Annotated in this window: 15 protein-coding genes and 1 riboswitch; of the genes, 4 read left to right on the forward strand and 11 right to left on the reverse strand. The window is 46.4% G+C overall.

Annotated features, from left to right (window positions below):
* Window positions 1-52: 52 nt before the first annotated feature.
* From ACFFJH_RS16885 to ACFFJH_RS16915, 7 genes are all read right to left on the reverse strand, one after another.
* A complete protein-coding gene (locus tag ACFFJH_RS16885) occupies window positions 53-847 on the reverse strand; it encodes an ABC transporter ATP-binding protein (protein WP_390214114.1) in 795 nt (264 codons plus the stop codon).
* Entirely contained in the window at window positions 847-1,944 is a 1,098-nt protein-coding gene (locus ACFFJH_RS16890) for a FecCD family ABC transporter permease (RefSeq protein WP_390214115.1), read from the reverse strand. The genes ACFFJH_RS16885 and ACFFJH_RS16890 overlap by 1 nt, the downstream gene beginning before the upstream one ends.
* Window positions 1,941-2,858, reverse strand: coding sequence for an ABC transporter substrate-binding protein (locus ACFFJH_RS16895; protein WP_390214116.1), 918 nt, complete (start codon window positions 2,856-2,858; stop codon window positions 1,941-1,943). Before ACFFJH_RS16895 ends, ACFFJH_RS16890 begins: the two co-directional genes overlap by 4 nt.
* Window positions 2,855-3,439, reverse strand: a complete 585-nt coding sequence (locus ACFFJH_RS16900) for a bifunctional adenosylcobinamide kinase/adenosylcobinamide-phosphate guanylyltransferase (protein WP_390214117.1) — start codon at window positions 3,437-3,439, stop codon at window positions 2,855-2,857. Before ACFFJH_RS16900 ends, ACFFJH_RS16895 begins: the two co-directional genes overlap by 4 nt.
* A 112-nt stretch (window positions 3,440-3,551) precedes the next feature.
* Entirely contained in the window at window positions 3,552-5,453 is a 1,902-nt protein-coding gene (locus ACFFJH_RS16905) for a TonB-dependent receptor domain-containing protein (protein WP_390214118.1), read from the reverse strand.
* A 307-nt stretch (window positions 5,454-5,760) separates the two neighbouring features.
* A riboswitch (cobalamin riboswitch) is annotated at window positions 5,761-6,023 on the reverse strand.
* 324 nt (window positions 6,024-6,347) lie between these two features.
* A complete protein-coding gene (locus tag ACFFJH_RS16910) occupies window positions 6,348-7,793 on the reverse strand; it encodes a M20/M25/M40 family metallo-hydrolase (protein ID WP_390214119.1) in 1,446 nt (481 codons plus the stop codon).
* Window positions 7,794-8,026: 233 nt separating this feature from the next.
* Window positions 8,027-9,286 (reverse strand): MFS transporter, encoded by a 1,260-nt coding sequence (locus ACFFJH_RS16915; RefSeq protein WP_390214120.1) that lies wholly within the window; start codon window positions 9,284-9,286, stop codon window positions 8,027-8,029.
* 229 nt (window positions 9,287-9,515) lie between these two features.
* On the opposite strand from ACFFJH_RS16915, the gene ACFFJH_RS16920 reads away from it, so the two are divergent.
* Window positions 9,516-9,896: a hypothetical protein gene (locus ACFFJH_RS16920; RefSeq protein WP_390214121.1), complete on the forward strand. Its 381-nt coding sequence runs from the start codon at window positions 9,516-9,518 to the stop codon at window positions 9,894-9,896.
* A gap of 5 nt (window positions 9,897-9,901) precedes the next feature.
* Here the strand turns inward: ACFFJH_RS16920 and lnt are convergent, their stop codons facing one another.
* Window positions 9,902-11,410 carry an apolipoprotein N-acyltransferase gene (gene lnt / locus ACFFJH_RS16925; protein ID WP_390214351.1) on the reverse strand — a complete coding sequence of 503 codons (1,509 nt, stop codon included), beginning with the start codon at window positions 11,408-11,410 and terminating at the stop codon, window positions 9,902-9,904.
* A gap of 66 nt (window positions 11,411-11,476) precedes the next feature.
* Entirely contained in the window at window positions 11,477-12,358 is an 882-nt protein-coding gene (locus ACFFJH_RS16930) for an HlyC/CorC family transporter (RefSeq protein ID WP_390214122.1), read from the reverse strand.
* Between the two features lie 241 nt (window positions 12,359-12,599).
* Between ACFFJH_RS16930 and ACFFJH_RS16935 the strand changes: the two genes are divergently transcribed.
* A complete protein-coding gene (locus tag ACFFJH_RS16935; RefSeq protein ID WP_390214123.1) occupies window positions 12,600-12,929 on the forward strand; it encodes a DUF1294 domain-containing protein in 330 nt (109 codons plus the stop codon).
* A 271-nt stretch (window positions 12,930-13,200) separates the two neighbouring features.
* Here ACFFJH_RS16935 and ACFFJH_RS16940 read toward each other — a convergent pair whose 3' ends face one another.
* Complete coding sequence (locus ACFFJH_RS16940; RefSeq protein WP_390214124.1) at window positions 13,201-13,680, reverse strand: histidine phosphatase family protein; 480 nt, start codon at window positions 13,678-13,680, stop codon at window positions 13,201-13,203.
* A 192-nt stretch (window positions 13,681-13,872) separates the two neighbouring features.
* Here ACFFJH_RS16940 and ACFFJH_RS16945 point away from each other — a divergent pair, with 192 nt between their 5' ends.
* Both ACFFJH_RS16945 and ACFFJH_RS16950 read left to right on the forward strand, forming a co-directional pair.
* Window positions 13,873-14,463, forward strand: coding sequence for a hypothetical protein (locus ACFFJH_RS16945; protein ID WP_390214125.1), 591 nt, complete (start codon window positions 13,873-13,875; stop codon window positions 14,461-14,463).
* Window positions 14,464-14,472: 9 nt separating this feature from the next.
* A complete protein-coding gene (locus ACFFJH_RS16950) occupies window positions 14,473-14,703 on the forward strand; it encodes a helix-turn-helix domain-containing protein (protein ID WP_390214126.1) in 231 nt (76 codons plus the stop codon).
* Window positions 14,704-14,785: 82 nt separating this feature from the next.
* Here the strand turns inward: ACFFJH_RS16950 and ybeY are convergent, their stop codons facing one another.
* On the reverse strand, window positions 14,786-15,247 hold the full coding sequence (ybeY, locus tag ACFFJH_RS16955) for an rRNA maturation RNase YbeY (protein WP_390214127.1): 462 nt from the start codon (window positions 15,245-15,247) through the stop codon (window positions 14,786-14,788).
* Window positions 15,248-15,254: the final 7 nt, after the last annotated feature.

The raw sequence follows: 15,254 nt of genomic DNA on the forward strand, positions 1-15,254 counted from the left end.
TAAAAAATTCATACAATATTCGTACTTAATTCCAGAAATCTAGACAAACTCACTATTTCGGCAATGCGATCCATTGTCCCAAGACTTGATGAATTTGGATGCGATGTTCGAACACTGCTTCCAACATTCTGTGTGTTCTAGCATCTTGGCTCTCACCACAATGCAACACCTTGCCCTGATCGACAATCAACATATGCTCAGCCTGCAATGCGAAAGAAATTTCATGCAATACGCTAACAACCGTTTTCCCTTGGCTGATCAGATCACGAACTAACAACAACCAATCTGCTTGGTGCGGTGGGTCCAAATTCGCTAAGGGTTCATCCATTAAAATTACTTGCGCATCAACCGCCAAGGCGCGCGCCAATAAAACACGTTGCCGCTCACCGCCTGACAACTGACCTATGCTACGACTGCGCCATTGCCAGGCTTGAGTACGACGTAGCGCTTGCTCGACCGCGAAATGATCTTCGGCACTTGGACTGGCCAACCATGCCTGATGCGGTAATCGACCTAGCATCACGACATCCCAAGCGCTCATATCTTCGCCGCTATTTTCGTTTTGCCCCAGCCATGACATTTGTTGGGCTCGTGCACGGCGTGGTATGTCTTCCAAGGTCTGCCCAAATAAAGCAAGCTTGCCACGATGACTTAATAAGCCCGCCAATACTTTTAACAGGCTAGATTTACCCGCACCGTTAGGACCGACGATACTGGTCCAAGCACCTGCTGCGATGGCAATACTAATCTGATGCAAAATCTCAACGTCGCCCAAACTAGCACAGAGGTTTTCTGTACTGAAGGCACTGCCCTCAAGAGCGGTAGCTTGATCTATGGTTGCCAGCATCACAGACCTCCTCCGTTTTCATAGCGACGCTGACTATGCATCAAGCGCAACAAATAACCACCACCTAAAATCGCCGTCAACACGCCGACGGGTAACTCCTGTGGTGCGATCAACCAACGACTTAGAATGTCAGCGGCCGTTAACAGAACTGCCCCCATCAAGCTCGCCAGTACAATCAAACTAGCATGAGTGGTCTTCACCACGGAACGCACCAAATGCGGTGCGGCCAATCCCACGAAAACGATTAGACCTGCCTGTGCAACGGCCGTACCTGCGGACAATGCGATAACAACCACCAAAGCAGCACGCATTTGTGGCAATGGCAAACCTAAACTGGCGGCAGTCGCTTCCCCTAAAGACAGACCATCTAAGGCATGACTTAAAGCCACGCTCGCTAGTACACACATCACTAGTACCGAGACCATCACCGCACATGCGGACCAACCGATAAAACCGGTGCTACCCAACATAAAAGCCTGCATCGCTTGTACGATATCAGGACGCAGCATGGTGACCAAAGAACCCACCGCGCCCAGCACCACGCCGACGATCACGCCCGCTAACAACAAGCGCAAAGTATGTTGCACGCCGCGCGCCAACAATAAGGTTAATAAAACTGCCGACACCGCACCGATAAAAGCGGCACCGGTTAAACCCAAACGCACCAACCAAGCGGTCGCAAATGGCGAGACACCAAACAAAGTCAAAGCGGTACTCACACCCAATGAAGCACCAGAAGCGCTACCGAGTAAATAGGGATCGGCTAAAGGATTCCGAAACAAGCCTTGGGCCACGGCACCGGATAAACCTAACAAACTACCAGCAAGCCATGCGCCTAGCGTGCGTGGTAGACGGATATCCCATACAATTTGCATCGCTAGTGTCTGTTCCCACATGGTCGCAACACTCTCCCAGCCAGTGCTACCGACGCCCACGCCCAGCAATACTAGCGCTGCACTGAGCAAAACTAAGGCGAATCCAAAACGCCAAACCCGCGACCTCTGCGCTAACCGTGGCGGGCTGCTCACCTCAATCTGATCCGTAGGCTTATCTTTATTTTCATCGCCAACTGGCATAGCTAAACCTAGGCTACTCATAGCGCGTGCTTATTCAAACAATCCGCCATGATCTTCACCGCCTCCGCCATGCGTGGACCGGGACGCACCAAAATATCGGATTGTTCTGGCGCAAAAACACAAATTCGTTTTTCACGAATAGCGCGAATCGCCTGCCAGCCCGGTCTTGTCTCCATGGATGCAAAACCACGCTGCCCCACCATAATCACATCAGGATTAGCTCTGACGATGAATTCAGGATTCAATTTTGGGAATGGTCCTAGAGAAGCAGGCACGATATTGCCCGCGCCTAGTCTTTGTATTATCTCGCCGATAAAACTACTTTCACCTGCGGCAAAAGGCGCATTGCTGACTTCAAAATAGACACGCAGTTTTTTTACCGCCGGTGGTAAAGTACGCGCTGTAGTTTCCATCTGATTATCAATTTCACGCCACACTTTTTCCGCATCTTTGACTTCCAATAATTGGCCTATCTTGCCTAAAATGCGACGCACGTCGGCATGTGTTTTAGGCTCTAAAGCCAAAACCTTGATCCCTAAAGCTTGCAGCCGTTCTGCCACACGCGACGAAGTCGCCATCAAGACCACGTCTGGCTTTAGCGCCACAATCGCTTCAAGATTAGGATCTAAACCACCACCAACTTGCGGCAATTTACGTACGCTCTCTGGAAAATTAGAGTAGCGATCCACCCCTACCAAGCGCTGACAATGTCCCAAGGCACAAACCGTCTCGGTCAAAGACGGCAAGATACTGACGATGCGTTGCGGTGACTTGGCAAACTGAACTTTGTGTCCGCGATCATCTTCGACCTCTATACTCTGAGCATAGGAATTTTCAAGGCAAATAATAAGCAACAACAACACCGAACTCAGCCTAACTAGACTGGCAATGAGGCAGTTAGAGCGTGGCGATAAGTGAGAAAAAATATGTGTCATAAAGGCGCTTTCAAAGTGAGTGGCAAACCCGCCGCCATCAAGGTGACGCGCTGGCAAACGCCAGCCAATAATTGATTTAAACGACCCAATGCATCTACAAAGGCACGAACCTCGCGCCCCATAGGAATCACACCCATGCCAATTTCATTACTCACCAAAATCAAGGGGCCTGGCGCATCAGCGATCGCAGTTAGTAATTGGCTGATGGCTTCTTCTAACAATTCAGGTTCAAAATTGTCTTGTCCCGCCGGCATCATCCAATTGGTCAGCCACAAACTCATACAATCGATCACAATTAAGGTATCCGGTCGGCTATGAATACGCAGTTGCTCTGCCAAATGCAAGGGCTCTTCTAGCGTGCGCATACGTGGCACGCGTTCAGCACGATCAAATTGATGGCGCGCAATTCTGTACTGCATTTCTTCATCCCACGCTGTCGCGGTGGCGAGCATGAGGGCTTGGTGCGAGCTGCTGCGCGCTAACCAAGCCGCAGTCAAAGTTTCAGCACGAGCAGATTTACCGCTTCTCTGCCCACCGATTAATAACTCACTTGCGGCGATAGTCTGATTACTTGCGTTCATAATGCTTACCGTTGCTCATCAAGATTCATAGAAAACTGGGCTTTGGAACAGGTGCAATTTCATCTTTGCACCTGTTCGATGACCTACAACTTAGGTGCGTTGTAGGCGCTTACTAATTGCGCCAAGTTAAAGTGACGAACAAGTTACGCCCAGGTGTCGAGTAAGTATTGGCCAATGCGTACTGCTTATCCAAAATATTATTTGCGCGCATCAGCACAGAAAGATTCTGCGTCAATGTCCACTTGGCACCTAAATTCAACAGCCCATAGCCACCTAATGTGTCTCGTCCGTTAAAGCTCAGATTATTATCTTCGCGTTCACTCGCTAATTTAAATTCACCAAACAAAGTGACTTCTTGCAATTGATGTTGAACGTTGAGATTCAGTGTATTGCGCGCGATACGTACCAAGCTTAAATTGTTCGGCTTAGTACGAGGATCTGCATAATCATAAGAAGCACTATATTGGGTCGCACCGATTTGCCATGCGGCACTCAAAGTAAGGCCACGCAAAGTCGCCAAAGCACTCCGCGCATTAGTCGATGGGTTGATAAAGCCCTGCACTTCATTTTGATACGCAATAGCAGAAAAAGACTGTGCGCCTTCCTGATATTTAACACCCAACTCATTGGAACGATTGCGTTGCGGCGTCAAAGCTGTATTGCCAAATCCGGGGTAATACAATTGATTAAAACTAGGTGCTTGAAAACTGGTACCAGCATTCCCGACTAAACGCCAAGCAGGTAGAAATTTATACGCACCTGACAATGACCAGTTATTGAACGAACCAAATTGAGAATTGTAATCATGACGAACAACCGCCAAGCCATCCCAATCGCCGCGTTGCAAGCCATAAGACAGCACAGCAGCATGCAAATCACGTTCTTTGACACTGTAATTAGTTGTGCTATCAACGCTTTCTTTGCGTTGCTCTAGCGTGAAGGACAATTGATCTTTGCCTAGACTCACATCATTTTGCCAACTCGCTTGTTGACGCTGTGTATTAAATTTTCCGGTACCCGCAAATGCGTGATCACTCATGCGGAAGTATTCAGTCACCGATTTGTCATCGCTTTGCGCCACAACAACCGTCGATTTCCATTGCGGTAACCACTGTGCCTGCCATTGCGCATTCACATTATTTAAGGTGGCGTGGCTCCAAGCATCGCTAGTTAGCTTAGTCAATTTCAGTGGATTGGGTGAAGGCAAAGAGTCGAACTGATAATCAGTCTTACTGTGCAAAACACTGACACTTAACTGATGCTCTTTCGAAATCTTGCTACTTAATTTTCCACTAAAGCTGGTGGATTTAAAACTATCTGCATCAGCATTAAAGCCAGAAGCATTCGGATTAACGATGACGGTAAATCCATCCGCACGCTCAGTCGCTGCAGCGAAGCTGTAAGCAAGGCTATCAACATTGCCGCTGATGGCCGCGTTCGCTTGTTTTTGCCCATCGCTTCCAGCACCGATACTAGCACTGATTTTTTGACGACTTTCCGCTTCACGGGTAATGATCTGTATCACACCGCCGACCGCATCTGGACCATACAAGGCCGAGGCGGCGCCGCGCAAAATCTCGATACGCTCTATGTGTTCTAAAGGAATATTTTCTATCGACGCACCGCCTGAAGTCGCAGAACCGATACGCACACCATCAATCAAAACGATCACTTGTGACGACGTTGCACCACGCAAAAAGAGACCTGTGGTAGAACGATAGCCACCGTTACGAGATATTTGTATCCCGGCTTGTTGACTCAACATATCAATCAAAGAGCTTTGCCCGGCCAGCTCTATCTGAGCGCGATCAATCACACTCACATCGGCAATTACATCACTCAATTTAGTCGGCGTGCGATTCGCAGTGATCACCACCGCAGGTAAAGAAGCATCCGTTGCTGTGGGCGTTTCAGCGCGGCTCTCTGGGCTAGCCAAAGTCAATAAGGACAATAAAGGAAAACTCGTTAACAAATGTAAACGGCGTGCTTGGGCAGGAGTAAATCGATTTTTCATAAGAAGCAAATAAGAAACAGAAATACCTCAAATTTTCTGGTCTCATTAAAATCGCTGCTCCAATCGGCACGCCACACTTAGTGCACAAATTAGTGCGACACTTAGTGCGATATTTAAGCAGTTCAGTCAACACTGATCGCGAAGTAAGCATATGAGCAAACCACGCACAATCACTTAGCTCTACACAGGCTCACCTGATCACAGCATCAAGCACCGCAACGATAATAATAAAGAAAATAGTTGATGTATTTCGACACGCTAGCACTACCATCCCCGACAGTGCATAAGCATAAATGCAGTACGCAAGCGCACTGCTACCTTGTTGGCCGGTATCCGGGCTGGCGGAAACTACCTTTGTCGCCTTCCCAACTACTTGTTCAAGGTAATCAGTGGCTGTGTGACAAAAGCGGAGCCTGAGAGGCTCGTCCGTTTGACCGTTGCGGGGGCAGCGCAGGTTGGTGTTTTTACTCAGTATTTACGTGATACATAAATCGAGAAATCGACCTCCTGCTTCCCGTTGAACTGCTGCATGTGAACCATGCAGCGAGCACCAACTCGATTATTTTACCAGTATCAATTGGTGCTTGTATATGAAAATTCTGCTTAGACAGATTTCCTTGACTCATGACAAGTGCTTGTTGCGAAAGACTATTTCGCTCTAATTAGCTAGCACCTGTAACGTAACGGTATGCTCATCAATAAGAAAAATAAGTGCCTAACACGCAATTAACAAACTCTTAAAAAACCCATAAATTCGCCAGATAAAAAAATGCCGCTCTATGCCGCTCTGATAGACAGAACGGCACATTCAAAACGCAGCGCTAACAAACAAAGTCAGAATTTAATACCTCAACGCCATTTTTCGGCACTCTTAGTATTTACCCTATTTAGAAATTACTGACTCAAGCGTTTCGCCAAGTCATACAAAAATTGCTGTCCTTCGTACAGTGATTTCACTGGCAAACGTTCATTTAAACCATGGGCATTGCTGCCTTCAGGATAATGAAAGATACCGCTCACGCCGTAAGTCCAAATGCCTGCATTATTCAGAAAGCGTCCATCGGTGCCGCCCGGAGACATAGTTGGTACAACCGGAATCCCTGGCCACATTTGGTTGGTCAAATCTGTCACCGCTTTCATTAATTCAGGATGCAACGGTTGTGCTGGTGATACGGTCGCGGTGCCTACTGGCGTGATTTTAATGTCAGCATCTGCCATCACCATTTGCAAGGTGGCTTGGGTTTGTTCTACGGTTTCGCCTGGCAAAATACGACAATTCACATTCGCTTGCGCACGCTGTGGCAAGGCGTTCGCCGCATGACCCGCATTCACCATAGTGGCGACGCAGGTTGTGCGCAAACTAGCGTTATAAAACGGCGTCGCTGCACTTAAACGGGCGAGTGCATCGGTATCAACTGGATCACGCAAAATACCTTTCATGTCGGCAGCCAATTGGCCGGTTTCAAGATTCGACATGGTGTCGAAAAAGCCGCGCGTAGTCGGCGTCAAGCGAAATGGAAAATCAAATTTACCCAAACGTGACAAGCCATCCGATAATTTATAAATCGCATTGTCTTTACGTGGCACCGAGCTATGTCCGCCGCTATTGGTAACTTCTAAGCTAAAGGTTTGAAAAATCTTTTCCCCTGCTTGTATGCCATGACGTACTGGCTTTCCCGATTTATCTAATGAACCACCACCGCCTTCGTTCAAGGCGATTTCGGCGTCGATCAAGGCACGATGATTCTTGAGCAAATATTCAACACCATTGTATTTGGCGGGTACCAATTCTTCATCGCAAGTTAAAGCCAAAATCAAATCACGATTGGTTTTCAATTGCTCTTGTTTGTAGCGGATCATGTTCGCCACAAAAATAGCGGCCATAGGCTTATCATCGGACGAGCCGCGCGCATAAAAGAAACCGTTTTCCTCAACCAGTTTAAAAGGATCGCGCACCCAATCCTCGCGTTTCGCCTCCACCACATCGATATGCGCTAATAGAAGCAAAGGCTTCTTGGTCACCGCGCCATTTGCCTTCAATCGAGCGATCAGATTACCTTTTTTGGGCGCACCGGGCGGCACAATGATTTGCATTTCCACATCACTAAAACCGCCCTTTTTCAAACGTGCTGCCATCGCTTTAGAGGCCGCAGTACAGCTACCGACAGAATCTGTAGTATTAATTTCTACCAACTCCTGATAGATAGAACGCAATTGTTTTTGTTCTGTAGTGAGTGATACTGGCGCTGCGGACTGAGCAGCGGCATTTGAGGTAGCCAATACCAGCATAGCAGATGCAACTGAGCTGGCGAGCAAGGAAAATTGTGGGCGAAACGGCATGGTGTAGCCTTTCTAAAGTGTTGAATAGTATGAACAATGTAGCGAGAACATAGAGTCACAATACAGACGCTAGTTCCCTCAGCGGTTCATTATCTACTAACTTTCCAGAATAAAACCCTTGATTCCCACAACATACAAAAAAGCGCCAAAGGAATTCGCTTCCTTTGACGCTTTTTGTGTACAACTAGATTCGGTAGCATTGCGCTGCCTGACGATGAATGTTGGCTAAAAACTTATGCTGTAGCCAGAGCAGACTGCGCAGATTGCATAATCTCTTTACGGAATTGGAAATGCATCCAGACTAGAGAGACACACACCGTGCCATAGAGCAGCATAAAGCAAGAACTACGTACACCCGTCAAATCAACAATGGCACCAAACATAATCGGCAACACAAAGCCACCGAGGCCACCCGCCAATCCAACGACTCCCGACACCGCGCCGATATTATGTGTGTACTCATCGGAGATAAACTTAAATACCGAGGCTTTTCCCACAGCCATCGCTACACCGACGACAAATAAGAGCGAAGTAAAAATAACGGGCGTCAATGCGATATTAAAAGTTTGTGGTCCACTAACGGTTTTAATAATAAATTCAGTCTGTGGATAGGACAGTAAAAAGAATGCAATCCAGCACACCCACATCACCCACCAAGTTACTTTGTAAGCACCAAATTTATCCGACAACCAACCACCGAAAGCGCGCAAGACACCACCAGGCAAAGAGAAGCAAGCAGCTAATAATGCAGCATCTTTCATATCGAAGTTATATTCAGTCACATAGTATTTCACCATCCACAAACTCAAGCCCACATAACCACCAAACACGACCGAATAATACTGGCAATAGCGCCATACTTTAGGGTCTTTGAGCATCTTTAATTGAGCAGAAAAACTCGCGGTTGATTTCACATTATGACTAGGATCAGTCGCAGAAAATACCCAGAAAATCAGCGCAGCGACCAACATCATCACCGCATATACTTTCGGCACCATCACCCAACCAGCGGAAGCGATAATAGCTGGTGCGATAAATTTATTAACGGCGGCACCTGAATTACCTGCACCAAATATGCCCATCGCCAAACCTTGACGATCTTTTTTAAACCAGCGTGCCACATAAGGCGTACCTACAGAGAACGAGCCACCGGCTAAACCAACAAACAAGCCGAGTACCAAGAAATGCCAATAGGCAGTCGCGTAGCTGATCAAAAAAATAGGAATCACGGTAGAGATCATCAACAAAAACAACACGATGCGACCACCAAATCTATCAGTCCAAATACCCAGTGGCACGCGTATCAAGGAACCTGTCAGCACGGGCATCGCAGTCAACAAACCAAACTGCGTTTCATTTAAGCCCAAGGTTTTTTTGATCGGAATCCCAATTACCCCGAACATCATCCAAATCGTGAAACAAATGGTGAAAGCCAAGGTACTGGCACCCAGCACCGAATTGGCTTTTCCAGAACTATTTACCTGCGTAGTCATTATTTACTCCCTCAACTTTTATCAGTGCTATTAGCTTAGGGGAGTTTCACAAAATGATAAATTCGCCTGAAGTAGGCAAGGAACTAGGCAAACTAGACTAGGGATACGCCAAAAGAACTAGGCTAGATTTTTATGCTGCCGCAAATGCAAACACCAATGCAAACACGAATGCTGACACTAAGAGTGTTAAACTGTCGCCTGCAAATTATCTCTTCATAAGAAAATCACAATGAATCAAAATCTCAGCATCGACGAATATGATGCACTAGAACAAATCACCAAACTACCTAAAGGCGCACGCCCGAGTGCCTGCATCGCAAGAAACTCTAAACGTTTAGTCGGGATCAAACTGATTGCACATCGTCGTGACGGTAGCTTTGAGCTCACAGAAACTGGTCGCCAAGTTCTGTTTATCAAACAGTGCATTGAAGGATTGCGCGCAATCGCGGTAAATCCAGATGTTGTATTAAGCGGACCGGTTGCTACTTTCCTCGGTAAGAAAGCCCATATAGAAGTCGATCCTACCAGTGGCAAACATATTATTACCGAGCGTGGTCGCGAATGCTTGGCCGACATAGAAGCGACCAAAGCACAAGCCAAAAAACCTTAAAGAAACTATTTCTTGAATGACCGACGGCGCCGACCAGATAGATAGGCGCCAAGCAAAGCCAGGCCAGAAATGCCTGCCATCGTGCTATCACCAAAACGAATATAGGGCGTCAATCCCTGCATCCCCTGCACTTGTCCCGCCAATGTTCCTAAGCTTAATGTGGGCAACTGAGAGACGACTTCGCCACGCGGATTAATGATCGCTGTTGCCCCCGTATTGGTAGAACGCAGCATAGGTCGTCCGGTTTCCAGACTACGCATTTGCGAGATTTGTAAATGCTGAGGGATCGCGATGGAATCGCCGTACCAAGCCAGATTCGATACATTCAAGAGAATACTCGCCGCGCCCTGTGTTGTACGTGCTTGCGCTCGCAATTGTTGGGCAATTTCATCACCGAACAAATCTTCATAACAAATATTCGGCATAACGCGCTGATCTTTGACCTGCATATTGGGCTGCAAGACGCCCGGGCTGGCGAACTCTCCCAAAGGAATCTTCATCATATTCACAAACCAGCGAAAGCCATAAGGTACAAACTCACCAAATGGCACCAAGTGATGCTTGTCGTAACGGTACACATTGGCCGCTTGTGCTGAGTACCCCAAGACACTATTGGAATAACGATTATCACCATCATCGACCGCCACACCAATAAACAAATGGCTACCCGAATTGAGCGCATAACGTCGCATATCCGACAAATAATCTTGCGGCAATTGTGAAGTTAAGATCGGCAAAGCGGTTTCAGGAACCGCGATCAAATCGGCTGCTTGCTCAGTCACCATGCCGCGATAAAGCGACAAAGTGCTATCAATAAATTCTGTATTAAATTTATTCCCTTGATCGATATTACCTTGTGCCAGACGCACACTAATAGGCTGACCTTGCACCTCGGTCCATGCCACTTGTCGCAAACTAAAACTCGCCACCAATACCGTCGCTACCAGCGCTATTCCCGACACTTGAACTAGGCGCTGCTCAGAACACAAAGCCAAACCAATTGCCCCCGCAATCAAAGCCACAACACCACTCAAACCATAGACGCCGAGCACTGGCGCCAGTCCAGCTAATGGACTAACAACATGCGCATAACCCAAAGTGAGCCATGGAAAACCCGTCATCAGATAACCACGTAGGTATTCAAATAATGCCCAAAGCGCAGGTAAGACAGCCAATAACAATATTGTATTTGACAGCCCCCAACGCTGCCGCAAACTGCGCGCTAACAACAAGCTAAATGCGGAGAATAAAGACATGTAGGCGGCTAAAAAAGCCAGTGCAATCAGCGCCAGTGGCCAAGCCATACCGCCGTAACGTGTCATGGCAATCAAGAGCCAACTGACACCGCCAAACATCATCCCAAATGCATAAGTAAAGCCCAGTAAAAATACCTGCTTCTTATTCCATTCTGGATGAGCGACAAATAATAAAAACAAAGTGGCCAAACTGAGAAACTGTAACGGCCACATAAAAAAAGGCGCGAATGAAAACACATTCGACGCCCCTAACAACATTGCCACGAAACAGGCTCGTGACAACGTCGCATTCTTTAAGCAAATATTTAAAACCTGCATGCGCGATTAATCTTCCGAGCTATACGCGGTGCTGCGTTTTTCCACCAAGATCATTTGCACTTGGCGCGCATCAGCTCGTAATACTTCAAAATGCAATTGACCGATTTCAAACTCATCACCCTTATGTGGCACACGCTCCAAATGATTGGTGATGTAACCGCCCACGGTATCCGCATCTGCATCCGAAAACTCAGTGCCTATCACTTCATTAAATTGCGAAATTTCAGTCAAGCCTTTGATACGCCAACGCTTACCATTACCTTGATTTTCAAGCACGATAATATTGTCTTCTTCCTCGTCGAAATCATATTCATCTTCGATATCGCCAACAATTTGTTCCAACACGTCTTCAATCGTAATCAGGCCTGCGACTGCGCCATATTCATCGACGACCATCGCCATGTGATTCCGATTCGCACGGAAATCACGCAACAGAATATTTAAGCGTTTGGATTCGGGAATATATACGACCGGACGCAGCATTTTATGCACGTCAAAGCTCTCTTCGGCGTAGTAGCGCAATAGATCTTTGGCGAGCAAAATACCCACTACCTTGTCGCGATCACCGTCAACCGCCGGAAAGCGCGAGTGTGCGGTTTCCAACACTTCTGGCATCCACTCAGCAATCGGCTTGGAGACGTCAACCACGTCCATTTGAGAGCGCGGCACCATGATGTCACGGGCAGATAAATCGGAAACTTGAAAAACCCCTTCGATCATCGCCAAGGCATCGGCATCGATCAAATTACGTTCTTGCGCGTCGTGCAAGACTTCCAGCAGCTCTTCGCGGTTTTCGGGTTCAGGAGAAATTAGGGCGGTCAATCGTTCAAACAATGACCTATGTGGTTTAAGGTCAGCTGGTCTGACCTTACTAGAGTGCTCTTGCATAATGGGCTTAACGCCGTTGTTTCAATCCTACAGGATACAACATCTGAGGCTAATTCCCAAATTTTGCTCGGCATTTATCTGGAAAACCACGTATCGCAATCAATTATCAAAGCCAATAGCACCAAACGAACCAAGAAATTTATTTTAAAAATTAAAGATAATTCAAATACTTATCGCAGCTATCTCACCTAAAATAAGCAATTTCACCTGAATCTCAATTTTCACAACCGACGACTTAATAATGCCTAACGCCGCCGCGCAGTTTCTAGAAAATCACCCGCTCACGGTGTTCTTGATCGCCTATTACAGCGGGGTGAACCTAATCTGTTTCTCGCTGTACGCCTGGGATAAAGCATCTGCACGTGCGCAAACATCTCGAATCTCAGAGCAAACCTTGCATGGCTGGACTTTGGCAGGCGGTGCGCTCGGTGCTTTATGTGGGCAAGCTTGGTTTAGGCACAAAATGCAAAAAGTTTTTTTCAGATGGTTTAATTGGTTTTGTTTTGCTGTACATGTCTTACTACTTTTGCAGATTTTCAGTGTTACTAGAATTACTTCCATGACATGGTAGTTCGCACAGTTCTACTCGTTCGCCTTCAAGGCATAGGTATCTACACAGGTTCTTTTACGGCGAGCGTAAGTAGGAAAGAGCAAGGCCTGTTATTCCTGCGTAGACAGGAATCTAACGGCATCCGTTGATCAACAAAAGACGCTGGGCTCCTGCCTACGCAGGAGCGACGGTTAATGGATTTTGCGCTTGGTTTGACTTGTGTCGATACTAATGCCTCTAAGGGAAGGCTGGAATGTTCATGGTGGTTTTCATTCACCAACAACTCTGCCCGCTAATAACGCAGCAAAGTATAACTAGGACTCGCATTTTTATTTAATGTCACGACAAACAAGCGATCATATTCATCATCCGCAACGGGTTTGACATCAGTAATCCCCAAGCCTTTCAAAATATCGAGCAAGGTGTTTGAATGCCCTACCACCAGGGTATTGGCATCAGCCGTAAGTAAGCTTTTTCCAAAATTCAAAGACTCTTTCGCTGCATATTGGGTAGTCACCAATTGACGAGATTCAGCGGAAGGCGCAGCGGTCATTTGCGTGCGCTGAAATTCGGTCACATAGACCTTCTTAATCTCCGCATCGCGCAACATCATCGCCAAATTCAACGCGCGTTGCTTACCTTTTAAACTAAGTGGAGGGTCGCGGCTTTCGTCTATTTTTTCGCCATGACGGACGATGAAAATGGTTTGCGAGCAAGCAAACTGCGACGTCAAGCTCAATGCCAAGGCAAATGCCATCCATACACGTTTCATAAACACTCCTTATTAAAAACCACACTATATCGAAAATAAGCGATACGCCCAAACAAGTACACAGACTAATAGCGTACCTATCAAAAAAACACTAATCAATAAATAATTATCGATAAACGATATTTTTTTATTGCATTTCAAATTTCACTTAACTACAATACAAACATCCATACTCACATAACGAGGAAATCCATGTCTATCGAACGCAACAAACGTATCGCAAAATTCAAGAAAGTGAGTGGTTATTTAATTTGGGTTGCCATGCCCGCGTTGATCATTTCAGGTCTCATCGCGCTCTTATTATTCATTATGTTCGCGTTCAAACCTATAGGCGAAACAGGGATCGCCGAAATCGCCATCGCAGCGACTAACAATACCAATGACCAACTCTCTTGGTTAATGGCACAACGTTTAAATTGGACCGCAAAAATCTTCGTAGTAGTTACATATCTAGGATGTTGCTATCTCATTTTGAAGACCTTATTCCACTTTGAACAATTGATCGAATGCTTTTACGATGGGGACATCTTCAATCAAAAAGCCTTAGGCCACGCGAGACGCGCCTTCAACTTCAATCTCGTGTTTAACATAGTCTTCATTTTTCTTCATTTTGTATTTGTTGTGATCTCAATTAGCAACATCCATCACAATACGTGGATAAAAATTGCGGCTCTACTGGATAACTTATTGATTGTCGCTATCAGTATAGGATTTTATAGCCTCATTCTGTGGGCGCTAGAAATCGGGACCGATCTCAACGAAGAAGCTGAACTCACCATTTAAGGAAACTAGATGCCTATTATTGTGAACTTAGATGTGGTGCTTGCGCAGCGTAAGATGCGTCTAAATACTTTGGCGGAGTTAGTCGATATCACACCGCAAAATTTATCCGTACTCAAATCAGGTCGCGCAAAGGCGATACGCTTTGATACCTTGGAAAAAATTTGTCAGGTGCTGCAATGTCAGCCAGGAGACATTCTGGCCTTTGATGGAAAGCTATCTGAGGAGACTAGCGTTGAATAGTATTGGACAGTATCGAATAGTGAAGCGTGAAATTGATACAAAAGTGAGTCGCCATATCTCTCAACACAGATATCGCGATGCTTTACGCTTGATAAGGATTCGCCAATCCTAAGCCTGCTAAGATTTCGATTTCTAAAGCTTCCATCTCTTCCGCTTCTTCATCGGTTTCGTGATCGTAACCTTGCGCATGCAAAACACCATGTACGACTAAATGTTGAGCATGTTCGAGTACCGTTTTCTTTTGTTCTTTAGCTTCTTTTTCCAGGACATCAGTGCACAAAATAATATCGGCTTGCGTCACCTCGGCATCGCTGTCTTCGGTGTAGGCAAAGGTTAGTACATTAGTCGCATAATCTTTACCACGATAGTCGCGATTGAGTTCTTGTCCTTCTTCAGCATCAACGATGCGTAGCGTCAGCTCTGCTGGAAAGAACAAAGCGGCCTGTATGGTTTTACGTAATAGTGGGCGCGTTAGTACGTCTTTCAAACGCTCGTCGGCGTATTGCACGGACAGTGTCAATTTAGGTTTAGAACTGGTTGCCATAATTATC

Source organism: Affinundibacterium danionis, from assembly GCF_042432465.1.
GTDB lineage: Bacteria > Pseudomonadota > Gammaproteobacteria > Burkholderiales > Burkholderiaceae_D > Undibacterium > Undibacterium danionis.

Excerpts from the sequence above, each read along its gene's own strand:
- ACFFJH_RS16905 (WP_390214118.1), bottom strand. The coding sequence starts at position 5,453 with ATGAAAAATCGATTTACTCCTGCCCAAGCACGCCGTTTACATTTGTTA.
- ACFFJH_RS16910 (WP_390214119.1), bottom strand. The coding sequence starts at position 7,793 with ATGCCGTTTCGCCCACAATTTTCCTTGCTCGCCAGCTCAGTTGCATCT.
- ACFFJH_RS16900 (WP_390214117.1), bottom strand. The coding sequence starts at position 3,439 with ATGAACGCAAGTAATCAGACTATCGCCGCAAGTGAGTTATTAATCGGT.
- ACFFJH_RS16935 (WP_390214123.1), top strand. The coding sequence starts at position 12,600 with ATGCCTAACGCCGCCGCGCAGTTTCTAGAAAATCACCCGCTCACGGTG.
- ACFFJH_RS16930 (WP_390214122.1), bottom strand. The coding sequence starts at position 12,358 with ATGCAAGAGCACTCTAGTAAGGTCAGACCAGCTGACCTTAAACCACAT.
- ybeY (WP_390214127.1), bottom strand. The coding sequence starts at position 15,247 with ATGGCAACCAGTTCTAAACCTAAATTGACACTGTCCGTGCAATACGCC.
- ACFFJH_RS16920 (WP_390214121.1), top strand. The coding sequence starts at position 9,516 with ATGAATCAAAATCTCAGCATCGACGAATATGATGCACTAGAACAAATC.
- ACFFJH_RS16950 (WP_390214126.1), top strand. The coding sequence starts at position 14,473 with ATGCCTATTATTGTGAACTTAGATGTGGTGCTTGCGCAGCGTAAGATG.
- lnt (WP_390214351.1), bottom strand. The coding sequence starts at position 11,410 with ATGTTGTTAGGGGCGTCGAATGTGTTTTCATTCGCGCCTTTTTTTATG.
- ACFFJH_RS16885 (WP_390214114.1), bottom strand. The coding sequence starts at position 847 with ATGCTGGCAACCATAGATCAAGCTACCGCTCTTGAGGGCAGTGCCTTC.
- ACFFJH_RS16915 (WP_390214120.1), bottom strand. The coding sequence starts at position 9,286 with ATGACTACGCAGGTAAATAGTTCTGGAAAAGCCAATTCGGTGCTGGGT.
- ACFFJH_RS16895 (WP_390214116.1), bottom strand. The coding sequence starts at position 2,858 with ATGACACATATTTTTTCTCACTTATCGCCACGCTCTAACTGCCTCATT.
- ACFFJH_RS16890 (WP_390214115.1), bottom strand. The coding sequence starts at position 1,944 with ATGAGTAGCCTAGGTTTAGCTATGCCAGTTGGCGATGAAAATAAAGAT.
- ACFFJH_RS16940 (WP_390214124.1), bottom strand. The coding sequence starts at position 13,680 with ATGAAACGTGTATGGATGGCATTTGCCTTGGCATTGAGCTTGACGTCG.
- ACFFJH_RS16945 (WP_390214125.1), top strand. The coding sequence starts at position 13,873 with ATGTCTATCGAACGCAACAAACGTATCGCAAAATTCAAGAAAGTGAGT.